12 protein-coding genes and 2 pseudogenes are annotated in these 14,267 nt (G+C 48.6%); 8 read left to right on the top strand and 6 right to left on the bottom strand.

Features of this window, described 5'->3' with window-relative positions; translation table 11 throughout:
• Positions 1-50 precede the first annotated feature (50 nt).
• Complete coding sequence (locus A8707_RS23960) at positions 51-1,136, bottom strand: beta-propeller fold lactonase family protein (RefSeq protein ID WP_197485013.1); 1,086 nt, start codon at positions 1,134-1,136, stop codon at positions 51-53.
• A gap of 130 nt (positions 1,137-1,266) precedes the next feature.
• Between A8707_RS23960 and A8707_RS23955 the strand changes: the two genes are divergently transcribed.
• Together A8707_RS23955 and A8707_RS30740 are read left to right on the top strand one after the other, a co-directional pair.
• Positions 1,267-1,560 (top strand): hypothetical protein, encoded by a 294-nt coding sequence (locus A8707_RS23955; RefSeq protein ID WP_068819696.1) that lies wholly within the window; start codon positions 1,267-1,269, stop codon positions 1,558-1,560.
• 154 nt (positions 1,561-1,714) lie between these two features.
• Positions 1,715-1,822 (top strand): annotated as a pseudogene (locus A8707_RS30740) (IS6 family transposase); the annotation flags it as partial.
• Positions 1,823-1,878: 56 nt separating this feature from the next.
• Here the strand turns inward: A8707_RS30740 and A8707_RS23950 are convergent.
• The 4 genes from A8707_RS23950 to A8707_RS23935 all read right to left on the bottom strand — a co-directional run bounded on the left by A8707_RS23950 (position 1,879) and on the right by A8707_RS23935 (position 6,269).
• Complete coding sequence (locus A8707_RS23950) at positions 1,879-2,784, bottom strand: VIT1/CCC1 transporter family protein (RefSeq protein ID WP_197485011.1); 906 nt, start codon at positions 2,782-2,784, stop codon at positions 1,879-1,881.
• Between the two features lie 339 nt (positions 2,785-3,123).
• A complete protein-coding gene (locus A8707_RS23945; protein WP_068819694.1) occupies positions 3,124-3,951 on the bottom strand; it encodes an MOSC domain-containing protein in 828 nt (275 codons plus the stop codon).
• 196 nt (positions 3,952-4,147) lie between these two features.
• Positions 4,148-4,363 carry a hypothetical protein gene (locus A8707_RS23940; protein WP_068819693.1) on the bottom strand — a complete coding sequence of 72 codons (216 nt, stop codon included), beginning with the start codon at positions 4,361-4,363 and terminating at the stop codon, positions 4,148-4,150.
• Positions 4,364-4,580: 217 nt separating this feature from the next.
• Positions 4,581-6,269 (bottom strand): phosphatidylglycerol lysyltransferase domain-containing protein, encoded by a 1,689-nt coding sequence (locus A8707_RS23935; protein WP_068819692.1) that lies wholly within the window; start codon positions 6,267-6,269, stop codon positions 4,581-4,583.
• Positions 6,270-6,708: 439 nt separating this feature from the next.
• On the opposite strand from A8707_RS23935, the gene A8707_RS23930 reads away from it, so the two are divergent.
• The 6 genes and pseudogenes from A8707_RS23930 (at position 6,709) to A8707_RS23905 (ending at position 13,148) form a co-directional block, all read left to right on the top strand.
• Positions 6,709-7,263 carry a PepSY domain-containing protein gene (locus tag A8707_RS23930; RefSeq protein WP_068819691.1) on the top strand — a complete coding sequence of 185 codons (555 nt, stop codon included), beginning with the start codon at positions 6,709-6,711 and terminating at the stop codon, positions 7,261-7,263.
• A 297-nt stretch (positions 7,264-7,560) separates the two neighbouring features.
• Positions 7,561-8,370 (top strand): COG4705 family protein, encoded by an 810-nt coding sequence (locus A8707_RS23925; RefSeq protein ID WP_231948431.1) that lies wholly within the window; start codon positions 7,561-7,563, stop codon positions 8,368-8,370.
• A gap of 301 nt (positions 8,371-8,671) precedes the next feature.
• Positions 8,672-9,880: a COG4705 family protein gene (locus A8707_RS23920; protein WP_068819689.1), complete on the top strand. Its 1,209-nt coding sequence runs from the start codon at positions 8,672-8,674 to the stop codon at positions 9,878-9,880.
• A gap of 123 nt (positions 9,881-10,003) precedes the next feature.
• Positions 10,004-10,180, top strand: coding sequence for a DUF6399 domain-containing protein (locus A8707_RS30735; RefSeq protein WP_414858412.1), 177 nt, complete (start codon positions 10,004-10,006; stop codon positions 10,178-10,180).
• 204 nt (positions 10,181-10,384) lie between these two features.
• Positions 10,385-11,731: an ATP-binding protein gene (locus tag A8707_RS23915; RefSeq protein WP_068819688.1), complete on the top strand. Its 1,347-nt coding sequence runs from the start codon at positions 10,385-10,387 to the stop codon at positions 11,729-11,731.
• A gap of 335 nt (positions 11,732-12,066) precedes the next feature.
• A pseudogene (locus A8707_RS23905) lies at positions 12,067-13,148 on the top strand (ISKra4 family transposase).
• Here the strand turns inward: A8707_RS23905 and A8707_RS23900 are convergent.
• Complete coding sequence (locus A8707_RS23900) at positions 13,097-13,948, bottom strand: IS5 family transposase (RefSeq protein ID WP_269452763.1); 852 nt, start codon at positions 13,946-13,948, stop codon at positions 13,097-13,099. The pseudogene A8707_RS23905 and the gene A8707_RS23900 overlap by 52 nt on opposite strands.
• Positions 13,949-14,267: the final 319 nt, after the last annotated feature.

The following is a 14,267-nucleotide window of genomic DNA, read 5'->3' as shown; positions in this document are numbered from 1 at the left end:
AGACTCTGTGGCGTGACCGCCACGCGGGAACCCCTTTTACATCCCCATGCTTAAAAGACAGGGGCTTTAAGGGTTCCCCAGCCCTCCATTCCGGTAAAGGTGCCCGGTCTGACCTTGGGTCTGATTGGCAATTGCCCTGATCCAAGCGGCGGTAATGGTGACGGGTCTAATTGGGCGGCTGCTAGAAAGACATTATGAGTCTTTAAATCCAGCGCCATCGTGCGAGCGCCCGGTTGGGTGATCACGTTGCCCAAAACACTGAATCGAGCCGGGGAGTCTTCGTGAACGATCGTTAATGTCCCGTCTCCATTCGAGCTAAATGCCAGTCCAGTGGCAGGGTCAAAGGCATTGGCATCCACCCTCTGTCCGATGGGAAGGGTCGCTTTCACCTGCCCTGAGTCAGCATCTACGACTGCCATTTTCTGGTTACTGCATCCAATAAACAGCCGCCGATGGGCTTGATCGATCGCGATCCCAGATGGTTCAGTACAGGGTGTCAGAGGGAATCTTGCTTTCACAGTCAGGGTGCGTGCCTCCAAAGTCACAACTTCGTTGGTTGTTTCAATATTGACGTAAACCTGCCCTGATCCATCGGCAACGGCAAATTCTGGGCGACCTCCTAAAGGCAGCGTGCTCAGAACTTTAGCACTTTTTGCATCGAACACCGTCGTGGTATTGCTTTTGCCATTAAAGGTAAAGACTCGCTGTGAAACAGGCTCATAGACAATAGCATCGGGGTTCTCACCTGTTTTGACCTGTCCTAGTACTTGCAGGGTCTTCAGGTCAAAGATCGTCACCGTTGCCGCTGTACCGTTACTCGTAAAACCACGTCCCAAAGTAGGCGCAAGCGCAATGCCATGGACACCCGCTGTCTGGGAAATTTGACCGACAACTTTACCCGTATCAACATTCAGCACCACGACCCGTGTTCCCCGTGTGACATAGAGATGCCGTGCGGCACTATCCAGGGTGAGGTAATCCCAGCGCTCCGTCCCGCTCAACCCGATTTTCTGGATGAGATGGTAAGGCTGCTGCACTGGGGGAGCCTTTGTGACTGCTCGTGTTGCAGGAACCCAGTAGTAAGCGCTGCTTAGACAAACAGCAGCCCCGATGCTCCGTAGCAGACTCGTGTTCACAGACAGACCTCCCAACCCTGAAACAAGTGGTAATTTTGAGCGTAACCTATACTTAAGCTTATGATCCCTCTGTTCTAAGACATTAAGTAGCGCTATATTACAGTGGTCGGTCTGGAAACCAAGGGTTTGTATGCATATTCGTGAGAATCGTCTACGGCACATCAAATATGTGCTGGCTCCGTTTGTGGTTCTTCCTTTACTACTAACGCTAACGACCGGTTCGCTTTATCAGATTGCTGATTTGAGCGGTCATGACCAAGAGTTTGACTGGCTCTTAAGCCTTCACAAGGGGAACTTTGGTCCGGTAAAGCTGGGATTTATTTATCCGTTTCTCAATGCGTTAGGTTTGCTGATTATGGTGGTCGCAGGCTTTTTGCTGTGGTATCGGGCACAAGTGCGACGAAAACAAGCGCAGTCTGACTGAAATCCCGATCGGGTGTTGTTTAAGGGCTTGCTTTCTATTGAATATTTAAGGCAGGCACTTGCAAAGCTCTCTTCTGATGCTTCAACTGGCTGTATCTGTGGGTCTGACGCAAGCTTCGGTAACTGAAAATGAAATCATCAGCTATTGTGTCTAGCTCTACTACACCTTTCCCTTGAGCTATCGAGATATCGAGAAAATGATGCTGTCCCGAGGAATCGAAGTCACCTACGCAACGATTCGAGAATGGTGTCAGAAATTCGGGCAGGAGTAAGGCAATCAACTACGTCATAAAGGCTTAATGGACAAAATGCCAGAGTCTCAAGTGATGGCAACGCCAATCAGCCTGCCAATGCCGTAAGTGATCGCAGCGGCTCCAAACCCAAACATAATTTGTCGCACGCCCGAATACAGCACACTCCGACCGGTGAGTAGCGTAATGCCTGCCCCAATCAAGAACAGCGCGAGGGCACTCAGGCATAAGCTTCCCCCGACAGCCTGCCAACCGTGCAAAAACAAGAAAGGCAGTACTGGCACGATCGCTCCCATGGCGAATAAGCAAAATGAGGTCACCGCAGCACCCCAGGCTGACCCACCTAAGGCTTCTGGGTCAATGCCAAGTTCTTCACGTGCCAGGGTATCCAGGGCTGTTTTTGGATTGCGGATCAACTGGGCAGCAAGCGCGCGGGCCTGATCACTCGGTAAGCCTTTAGATTCATAAATCAGTGTCAGTTCTTCTTCTTCCGCCTCCGGTGCATCCTCCAGTTCTTGTCGCTCGATTTTAATTTGGCGCTCATAGAGTTCGCGCGCACTCTGTACCGATAGCCATTCGCCTAACGCCATCGAGCACGCACCGGCCAGTAAGCCCGCAAAGCCCGTCACCAAAATGGAACGCTCGGAAATACTGGCTCCAGCCACCCCCATAATTAAACTCAAGTTGGAGAGCAGTCCATCGTTTGCCCCTAAAACGGCGGCTCGCAAGGTATTACCACCTGTGCTACTCCGATGTCGTCCTTCCATTTGGGCAATCGTGCTGCCTTCTAGTCCACCAGGGGCTGTTTTAGTGATGGTTTGCAACAGTCGGGCATGGGAGCGTTCTTCCCGTGCTAAGGGAGTACCTTGTGCCTCTAGTTGCTGATCATAGGCATGGCTATCCACTTGCTCCATCGCATTAACGGTCGGCAACACAAATTGAGTGCCAAAGCGCCTGGCTAGCACAGCTAGCATGCGAGTGCGCCACCCAATCCGACGCCGAGGTAAGCGGTACCCAGCGGCCACAAGCTTAGCTTCCCAGACGTGAGCGTGGCCCTCTTCGGTCTGCGCCAAACGCCGATAAACCTCAGCCAATGCTGGTTGTGGTTCCGCTTTGGCTAGCGAGCGATAAAGATAGGCACTTTCAATTTCATCTTGCCAGTTTTCTAAAAACCGTTTCACTTTTGGTGGCGTTGCCATGTTTCATAGACCCAAGATGCAGCTAACGGAGTGCAGTGGTTAACCTGCACAGCCCTAGCTTAAATGATAACGAGATAGCTTCGGGTCAGCCAGTCTAATCGACGCTCTATCGTATTAGGCAGCTTTTTCTAACCAGATAGGGTCATTGCGGTGAATAGTGCCTCCTTGAAGAACAGAGGTGCGGATGCCAGCGATGACCTTGTTGTAGTGGGCTGTAGTGCGGAGAATATTCAGGTCACTTGGAAGATCCGCTTGGGCTAATGTTGTCACTACACAGCGAGGACAAGCCGTGTCGATGCTGAGACGAACTGCTTCACCGATCGCCAGAATTCCCCCTACCCAGTCATCCTCTAAAAACGTAATCTCACGCGAAGTAGGTTCAATCACAAGATTGGGGCGAAATCGCTGGTGATTAAATTGTCCTTCTGGGTAAAGTTCTTTTAACCGGGCAAGGGTTGCCGTGGTAATTGCATGAATTGAGCAGGAATCGAAGAACACACCGGGCGGCATGAACAATTGAGTCACAGTTTCCTGGTGAGCTGTCTCCTCAACTAGCGGCCAATATTGCTCTAGACTCGCAGCTTCTGGTACAGAAGAGAGTAGCTCTACGTCCTGCCCAAGTAAGGTTGAAAGAATCTTGCTGACATCTGGGGATTCGCTAGTAATTGAGTTCCCGTCAGGAAGAACAATCTTGACGGGTGGAGTGAACTCATGTTCATGCGGAATGTCTGCAAAGGTAGCGTGGAATTCAAGCAACTTTGCCCATTTTTTAGGGTTCTTAGCACTGGCAACTTTGCCACTCTGAACATCGAGCAGCGCATAAGCCCGATCATTCACCAGACCATAGGCTGTCACTTCTGAAGCCTCTAATTCCTCTCCCAGCATAGATTTGACAGGATAGCGCCAGAGGGATGCGATCGAACCCACTAGTTCGCGTGTCATAGAAACTTTCCCGTCACAACCAGCGGATGTTAGCATAACTCAGCCAGCGTAGAAGTATCAGGACTGACGAAGAGCATTAGGATAAATGGTGCAGCCCTTTCAAGGTGAACATCCGTACGGTAACGAGCTTGCGGCATTTCAGCCATCAAGACCATGCGAGACTCAATTTCAATCTTTTCTCCACATGAGAAATTGATTAAGTCGTCTCGACCGGATTTGACCACTGATGCACACCTGGCAACACTGTTGTATCGAATCCAAATGCTTCTTTCTCTAAAACTTCTTGAAAGAGCCAACTCAAACTTAACAGAATTGCTAAACAACCCAATAGACCGATTGTTCCGATGGCTGCAATTAGCGTTGTAAGTTGTGGATTGATTCGGCGAATCCAGAAGTGGATCAGATTTTGCATTTTGAAGGATGAAGTAGCAGAACGATTGTAATGGATTCAACAAACGTCAAGAAGTTGAAAAGAACCGTAGAATCAGCCAATCTTTCCAAGTTCTTGACCTTCTTCTCATACACTACGCTTAGAGGGAGTTTTTCAGTCGTAGGTATTGTAGACTCATCCTCCCACCTTTGATTCCTGGCTTCGGCTGGGATTTTTTGTAAGGGAGTTCGACGAGACTTTAAGCGTCAGGCTTGAAATAATCAAGCAAGCGATCGCCCGAATCGGCTCTCACTAGCCCGACTACGATATCTGGTAATGCTGTCCAACTCGGATAAACTAGGTAGCGAGGCTTCCACAGAGGTTGGAATTTCTCCTTAAACCCATGTAACCCTTTAAAGTTATAGAACTGATTCAAGTGTATGGAGAGATAGTGCAATGCTTTCTCAGTTCGTCGGGAATCTGATGCTTCCCCAACCCCTGCTAGTGGAGAAAGACTGAAATTAAGGCTGTCATAGTCAAGCTGCTGAAAGTGCTGCAAGAGCGAGACAAACAGGAAATCCATCGTTCCATTGGGAACCTCCTGACGATGCCGCATCAAGTCAACGGTCACTTCTGGCTGATGGTAGTTGGATAGTAGATTGACAAAGGCAATGATCTGATGATCTGAGTCGTAAACAACTCCAATGAAGCACTCTCGTAAATAGTCTGGATCAAACCACCCGATCGAGAATTGCTTTTCAGCTCCTTGTTTGTGCTTTAACCATTCATCACTCACGGGTTTAAGTTGGCGGAGTAATATATCTGAGATCGGCGGAGTATGAACCTGAGTCGTATGTCCTATCTTTGTGAGACGGTTGACAGCCGTTCTCAAGTTTTGATTTGCTTTGCCCTTAAGCGAAAACGTTTTGAGGGTGATAATTGCCTCTTCGCCAACTTGCAGCGATCGCAAACCGAGAGAACTGTAGAGGACAAGTTGATCAGGCGGAACCTCGTAAAATGCTGCATACCAGTCATTGCGATCGCAAAATTGCTGAAAGCCAATAATCGCTTCTTGGCGATCGTCGATTGAACCAATGGGATCACCTAGCGCGATCGCGGCTCGTCCTTTTGCAACATAAGCAATGACTGTTTGACCGGACGGGCTAAAGTAATAGGCTTTATCTTTCAACAGTGCAAGTCGAGCGAGTGAGGTTTGCCCATGCCGATCAATGATCGTTTTAGCACGCTTCCACTCAGATGTTCTAGATGGGTTACCTCGGAGCAACACAGGACGCAGCAGCATAAATAACGCATAACCCAACGTGGTTGCGCCAACCATATAAATAGAGTCAGCAAAAAATTGACCAAACCGGGTTCTCGCCTCTAAACCTGCATTGTCTTCTGTGAAAAACATCGCCAATGTCTGCAAGAGTGCCTGCATCAAGCCAAAATTGACAGGCTGTTGATTGATCGTAAACCGTTCATCTAGAACGTAGAATCCAAACGTTCCGTAAGCTAACGTAAACAAGAGTGCTCCAATCGAGACTCGAATGCCTTGAGCAATTGAAGGTCGGTCTGACTGTGCAGTAAAGATATGCCGCATCAAAATCAACTGAAGCAGCAGTATCCCAGACAGCAATCCTTCCTCGTAGTCGAACCCTTTAATCAAATTGCTTAAGATGGAGACGACCAGCAAGCCAACCGTCAGGAGCCACGCCACCCGTTTGCGTCGCAGTAGGTGAGTTGCAAGTGTGAGCAAGATAAAACCGCTAATAGCAGCAAAAAAGTGTCCACTCGCTCGAATTGGAAACGGAAAAATTTCCCTGATCCACTTGACTCGCTCTGGCAGGCTGGGCGTAACCGCAGAGATTAGATTAGCAATTCCAGTCACACTGGTGAGGAGCGTGGCTGTCCACAGTCCAATCTGCTCTCGTCGTGTTAACGCCATTTTCGACCTCACTCTTAGGCTTATTTTTCAACGTTGCAAGGCTTGAAGGATCACTCAAGTTTACTTTTTGAAGTGTAGAAAGCAAACGTTAAGAACTTGGAAAGACTTGCACTTGTGAAGAATTACTCTGGTGCGATTCAACCACCGTTGGCTCTGGCGATCTCGCTCACTATTTAGCCGATTTCAAAGCGCTCTAATGATTGCTTGAACGGTAGAGTCATCATGACGAGCAATAACTTTCTTAGCTTGGCTCAAATCTTTCCAAGTTTTTGACCTTCAGTGCCTACAGTGAAATAGCAAACCGATGCCAGGTGAAATTGATTCGATGAAAACTTCAACAAAACTCATTTTGACAGCTGTCGCAATCGGAACATTAGGACTAGTAGCCAGTCAAGGCTATTTTGAGGGGTAGCTAGAGCCTGTAGCTTATGTACAGCAGGTGTTTTCAAGAAAATCTATCCCTCAATTTAAGGTTGACGGTCTACTAGGCGGTCTAGCTAAACTGGTTAACGCTGCTCAAAAGCAATCTCCTGTTGCAGTCATTCCTACCGCTCAAGTCAGTGACAAGAGTGACGGAGATGGCGAAGCTAATCCTGCTACAGAAGCGCCAGAAAACGCTTCTAAATCTCAACTTCAGGCAAACAAACCAACTCAAAAGGCAGAAGCGAGTGACGGAGATGGTGAAACCAATGACGACGTGAAGGAACAGCAGGAATCTCAAAAACTGCAATCCTTGGCTAAAATCACGTCTCAGCAGGCACGGCAAGCGGCTGAAGCCTCTGCCAAAGGAGTTGCCAGCAAGGTCAAGCTAGAAAGCGAAAACGGTAACTTGATTTATGCTGTCGCGGTTGGACAAAATGAAGTAATCGTAGATGCAGGCAACGGTAAAGTTCTCGGTATAAACACGCCAACCAGTGAAAACAACGAGAAGACTCAACCTCGTAGCAGCATCCAGGTTCCTCAAGCGGATGGTGAAACCAATGACGATGGTTGATGAAAAAGCTATCGATCAAATCTTGTAATCCTCCTTTAACAAGGGTAGGCAGTGCTGACCTAACGTTGACTGCAAGCTTGTAATCATTTGACCCCTCAGTTTCCTGATCAGCAATTGAGGGAATTTTTCTGAGTCGATACAGTAGTAAAGTTATTCACTAATCTTTTCAAGTTCTTGACTTTCTCTCACTAATCTATGCGAAGTTGCAGGTTCAGATACAGTTGCTCAAGGGAATGAACGACTTGCAACTCAAGTCCGTCTAAGCCTTACAAGCGTTGTTAATTTTAATTTTCGATCATGGCAAATCAACCGTATAAGGAGCGTCGAATGGCAGCATCTCAACAATCAGATGAACGCTTCCGGGATGATCTAATCAGCAAGGTTCCGCAAGTCACCTTGCTTTTCTGGATCATCAAGATTCTGGCCACAACCTTGGGTGAGACTGGCGGGGATGCCGTGTCTATGTCAATGAATCTTGGCTATCTTATCAGTACTGGGATCTTCGTCGTCATCTTTGCCGTTGCAGTCATCGCTCAGGTTCTCGCAAAGAAATTCAATCCCATCCTGTACTGGACGACGATTATTGCCACTACAACCGTAGGCACAACCCTAGCAGATTTTGTAGATCGTTCTCTGGGCATCGGCTATGCAGGCGGTACAGCAATCTTGCTGACCTTGCTCTTGGCGTCCCTATTCGTGTGGTATCGCACGCTGGGGTCGATCGCGGTTCACACGGTGGGGTCGCCTAGATCTGAGATCTTCTATTGGGTCACCATTATGTTTTCGCAAACCTTGGGGACGGCGTTGGGTGATTGGACAGCCGATACTCAGGGTCTTGGGTATCTGGGAAGTGCCCTCGTGTTTGGGACGATGCTGGCAGCGATCGCGGCGGCGTACTATCGAACACGAATATCTAGCACAGCGCTATTTTGGGCAGCCTTTATCTTGACTCGACCGCTGGGCGCAGTCGTCGGTGACTTTTTAGACAAACCCGTTAGCAAAGGTGGTTTAGAGTTAAGCCGCTACTCTGCCTCGGCGACTCTGCTGGTGTTAATCGCGCTGGGGATCTTGATCTTTCCGCAGAAGCCAGCGAGGCAAAGACATTGAGCAGAAAATAGTGCAATCAGACTTTTAATCCACTACCAACCACGAGACAAACCTATTTCTCTCTCAACAGCCTGTTAGAATTACCACTTTTCGCAACACAACCAGGATTTATTCAATCTCATCAAGGGTAAATTCCCCGCCCCTTGGGGTGTAAGAAGTACTAAAAAGTTTGCTGTTTCATACTCCGTTCGCTTGCGGGGGAGTTGTTGATTGCTCAAAGCTAGATAGAGAAGTGGTTTTAAAACTCTCGTGGCGGCTCACAGCACGCTCGCTATATTTAGCTTTATATGGAAACAATCCCATGAGAACAAATCAAGACGACGAAAACTCAAGCTTGTTTAGTAAAGTTCCTGAGGTCACTATCTATTTCTGGATAATCAAAATCCTCTGCACGACCGTGGGAGAGACGGCCTCTGATTTCTTGAACGTCAAACTTGGTCTTGGCTTGAATGGCACTTCCATAATCATGGGAGCCTTGCTCCTCATTGCCTTATTTCTTCAGTTCAAAACCAAGCGATATCTACCTGCCCTTTATTGGTTGACGGTTGTCCTGGTCAGTATCTTTGGCACCCTTGTGACGGACAATTTGACCGACCAATTGGGTGTCCCGCTTCAAGTAAGCACAACTGTCTTCAGCATCGCCCTGGCGTTGACCTTTGCCGTCTGGTTCGCCGTTGAGAGAACACTTTCAATCCATTCAATCTTTACCTGGCGCAGGGAATCCTTTTACTGGTTGGCGGTCCTGGTGACGTTTGCCCTGGGAACCGCATCAGGCGACCTCCTGGCAGAGAGCCTGGGTCTTGGCTACTTCGTCACCGGACTCATCATCGCAGGAGTCATTGCATTCGTGGCATTCGCTTGGAGCATTGGTCTGAACCCAGTCTTGTCCTTCTGGCTGATCTACATCATGACTCGCCCGCTCGGCTTCAGTGGGAGTTTCCTCTCTCAGGCACCAGAAAATGGTGGTTTAGGGCTAGGTGCAACCGTCACAAGTGCCATCTTTTTAGTGGCAATTCTACTGACAGTCATCGTTCTTTCGCTCACTAAGCACGATGCGGTCAACAGTTCATCAGCAACTGTAGATACGAAGCGAAAACGGTACAAGGCTCCCTGGCAAATCGCGTTGGCTCTCTCTGCTTTTGTGATCACCGTCGGGGCAGGCTACTATTCGCATCAGGCTGAGCGGCAACAAAAAACAATCGTAGCCACCGCGTCAACCTCGCCCTTAGGAGATTTGTCCAGCTTTCGCACGATTGCGGCGGATACCCTAAGCTTGGTGCAGGCAGGCAAGTTGTCTGCCGCCACCGAGCGCGTTGGCGATCTTGAAGTCGCCTGGGACAACGCACAGTCTCGACTGAAAGCCATGAATCCTGCCCAGTGGTCTACAGTGGACACGTTGATCGACCATGTTCTGAAACAACTGCGCGCCAAACCTCAAGATCCAGTCGCTTGCAAAACGGCACTAGACTCACTCATTGCCAAACTTGATGCGCTTGATCAACGGCAGTAGGTGAACGACTTATTGAGAAATCGCCTGATTTTCAAAAGCTGAAAGGTTCATTTCTTTGTGAATGTAAGTGTTTGTGAATGTAAGTGTGCTCATTCTCAATAACCAGAGCGAAATCCAGTCAAGTTGACAATACCTTCGACAGCGGCTGAACGTCTCTTTGGAAAACCCTCTCCTGACCTCTTCGAGTGGCTGATTCAACAGATGCCAGTCCTCCCGCAAGCGCGGCGAGGGAAAACTGCTGCCAAAGCTAGAACTCCCTTCCTACCCACTGTCCCTAGGGCTGATTCTCTTAAAAGATAAAAACTGCTTTAACCCTGTAACCTCGTTAAACGTCAAAGTGTGAGTGACATAACAATGCGGGTTCTAAAGTTTTTCTCTGTCTAACGAACCAGCCCTACCCACTGTCCCGGCTTAAATTGGTAGCCGTAGAGGTTACTTCTCTCAGCATCTGGGCACTCTGACAAGGTGAATTGGTAGTCAGGCTCAAGTAGCGGCAAGTGGAAGATGTTGACGCAGCAAACCCTAAGACTGACTGCAAAACTGGATGAAATACCAACTTGGGAGAACTGTCTGGACATTACCTGTTTAGGACGTGATCTTGACCAGCTTTTTGAGCAGGAAATACTGCTACCGGGTGTGATTCTGACTCAAAATCATCAATATCAAGGGATGATTTCGAGAGAAAGCTTTTTTAAGCGAATGAGTCGATCGTACGGCCAAGATATTTTCTCGAAACGACCGCTTGCAGTGCTGCATGGCTTTATTAAGACAGAGACTCTAGTTCTTTCCAATCAGACACCCATTATTGAAGCGATTCAAACTGCACTTCAGCGCCCACCTCATCTGCTCTATGAGCCGATCGTCGTTAAGTTTGAGGCTGAGATTCATAAAGTGCTTGATTTTTATCAGTTGCTGTTGGGCTATACCCAAATTCCTGACTTGGTTCTGCGGCGACTCCAAAAGATGGAGCAGGAAGCCCGCGCAACAGAAGCTAATTTTCTGCAACTCCAAACTAACTATGCCCAGCACATTCAAACTGAGAAGATGGCCGCTTTAGGTCAACTGGTGGCGGGGTTTGCCCATGAGATCAACAATCCCGTAAATTTTATCTACGGCAATCTCGCTCATGCCGAAAATTACATTCATGAATTGTTGGATCTCGTGACCTGCTATCAAGACGAATATCCTACGCCATCAGAAACAATGCAAGCCAAGCTAGAAACAATCGACCTTGATTTTCTCAAACGCGATTTACCCAAACTTTTGGGGTCTCTTAAAGTGGGTACAGAAAGAATTTGCGATATTGTGAAATCCCTTCGCAACTTTTCGCGTCTGGATGAAGCGGAGTTTAAAGCGGTCGATATTCACGAAGGCATCGACAGCACGTTGTTGATTCTGCAACATCGGCTGAAAGCAATGCCGAGTCGTCCTGAAATTGAGGTGGTTCAAGAATACGGTGATTTGCCATCAGTTAAATGCTACGCCGGGCAGCTCAACCAGGTATTTATGAATATTCTGGTTAACGCAATTGATGCGATAGAGGAATTTAATGAGAAGCGATCGCTTCAAGCAATTGCAGCGAACCCTAATCGCATTACGATTCGCACTTCAGTGATTCACGACGTGTGGATTCAAATTGTGATCACTGATAATGGATCGGGAATGCCAGAAGTGGTTCAAAAACGCATTTTTGATCCGTTCTTTACCACAAAACCAATCGGCAAGGGAACCGGAATGGGGATGTCTATCAGCTATCAAATCATTACTGAGAAACACGGCGGTAAGCTGGAATGCTTCTCAACGATCGGCAAGGGTACTGAATTTATCATTCGGATTCCGAAGGAGCAGTAAGGGGCTTGCCAAGAAATAGAGTCCTAGAGGGTGTTATGCACTTTTGAATCCGATACGGCTTAGTTATAGCAGCGGACATTCTAGCGACTCAACCAATGGCCCTAACGAAGATGCAGGTCTGCCTTTGCTGAATAGACCTCTTGCAAATTAGCCTGATTGAACCTCTAGAGACAATTCATAGTTGTACAGAGCAGCCATTAAGTTACAGCGCAATCCGTAGCGGCGACGGCGATTGCGATGGGAGCATCTCACCTTTGCGATAAGCATGAATACTTAGTGTTAGCAGAGTCAAAAGAATGCAGAATAAGAACACCTGTCTTCGCGAGGACTCCTGAATGCCCCCCGAACAACAAGATACACTGGACAACCCTATCGATGGGATTGCCAAGATCTTGTATGCAGACACAGACCCAGAAACCTTAACGACGCTAGAAGGAATTGAGCGAACCGTGCGTGACAAGATGTTAGAGCACGTCAGCCCGAAAGTCGGTGTTTTTTTATCCGCTGCTCTACTGGAACGACCGTTGGAAGAACACGAACCGTAAAGAGTTGTCTTGGAGACTTACCCCTGAGTGAGAAGCAAGCGAAAAAGCTGGCGGTTAAGCCTAGAGTTCAAATCAGTGGGTACTTGGAGAAGTGCTGTCTGTTGGTGAGTGCGAATAACTCGTACCAAGGCACCGCAGAGGATTGAGCCCTGCTGACTGGGGTGAGAATCTCTCACAGCACGCAACAGCGGTTGGTGCACCGTCACGAGTTTGAACCCGTCGTCGTCGATGAAGTGGTCGAGACGGTGAGTCTCGATGGTGGAAAGGTGAGATTACGCACTCCCCTCGGACCAGAGAGTATTTGGAAGGACTATCAAGCCGTGACCTTGGGGACGCCAGCAGTGGCTGCTTATTTTCAGCAAAACCAGGCGCTAGTGACCTGGGTGAATGCCCAACCGTTAGCCCCAACGCTTTCCTGTTTAGGCGATGGACATGAGGGGATTTGGAATCTATTTGCCTTAATTGGCGAACCCTACCCACGGCGGGAGATTCTTGACTGGTTTCATCTGGTGGAAAACTTGCACAAAGTAGAAGATTCTGTGAATCGCTATTACGTCAAAGCCTGTCTGTTTCATGGCAAGCTTAACGAGGCGATCTGGGCGTTGCTGCGTGGGGCTTCAGACTCATCCCTCAAGTTCATTGCCTATCTCCAACACCATCGCACCCGGATTCATGACTATCAAAGCCTAAAACAGGCAGGAGTTCCGATTGGGTCAGGCGCAGTGGAATCGGCAGTCAAACAAATCAACCGCCGTCTGAAGATTTCAGGTGCCCAGTGGAAAATGGAGAATGTTGCTCAAGTCCTCAAGCACCGCTCTGCCTACCTAAATGGCGATTTCACCCGCACTCCGCCCAAGTCTGTTGCCTCCTGACGCTCTTGAGCTTTTATACTCACCGCAAAGGTGAGATGCTCCCGATTGCGATAACGTTCAGCCAGGATTCTAAAGATCTTGAAGCGCCGATTGACGTGCTCAATTCCAATCCGTTCACTCGCGAGTGCCTGGTTTTTAGCGTTGTCTGCTGGACTAAGCGTTCCTCCCTTGGGTTTCTTGAGGGGCAACCGACTGTTGGGATGCAACGTTTGAATGCCTTGATAGCCTTTATCCTGCAAACTTTCAGTTTCAGGATGGATCTGGACTCCTGATGCCTGAAAGAGCTTGAAATCGTGCTGACTCCCTTTGCCGAAAGATAGGCAAATGACTGCTCCCGTGTGCTGGTTGATCAGGACTTGGCATTTGAGCGTATGCCGTTTTTTCTTACCCGAATAGAACGGACGTTGACGTTGCTTCGGACGCTCAATCGGAGTTTCAGTGACATCGAGAACCACGACCGTTGGACGACCAAAGCCCTGCACCAAGTGTTTCTTCCCCGGTAAACGGAATCTTCCTGAGCGCAGCAACTGCTCTTCCACCCAATGAACAATCCGGCAGACACTCGACTCACTAATGCCCCAACTGCTGCCAATGTGAAAGTAGGTGCGATACTCTCGCCAATATTCTAAAGCCACCAGCACCCGATCCTCTAGCTCCAGCTTGGGTTTCGCTCCCGGTTTAGGCAGGGGTCTCCGCTGGGGTTTGAGAGCTTTTATCATCTGGTTCAAGGTCGCTTGATGGATGCCAAAGCGACGCTTGAAGTGTGCAGGCGAGAGGGTTTGAGCTATTATGTAGTTCATCATCAGGACGCTCGTAAATCGTTATAGTCCTGATGGTTCCTGATTTTTCGCAGTTTGACGAGAGTGGCTGAATCTAATCTGCAAGAGGTCTATTATTAGTGCGCCCCCTATTACCTCTCAGCCCTGCTGTTATGAGCCTAAAAAGATTTCTAAGCGTCGCGTGGTTGAGTCTACTTATGGGAGGCTCCTCTGCTTCCCATAATTTGATTCACTCGAGGCTCGAACAGACAGGCTCCTCAAGCTTAAGCTCTCAAATTGAGACGTATCACAGCTTCGTGTTGGGTCGAGATCGAACCTATGGGATCGTGCTCCCACCCGG

The sequence above is a fragment of the Phormidesmis priestleyi BC1401 genome (genome assembly GCF_001650195.1).
Classification (GTDB): domain Bacteria; phylum Cyanobacteriota; class Cyanobacteriia; order Leptolyngbyales; family Leptolyngbyaceae; genus Phormidesmis_A; species Phormidesmis_A priestleyi_B.
The sequence above is the reverse complement of the archived record's forward strand: the minus strand, read 5'-3'. Positions and strand labels throughout refer to the sequence as shown.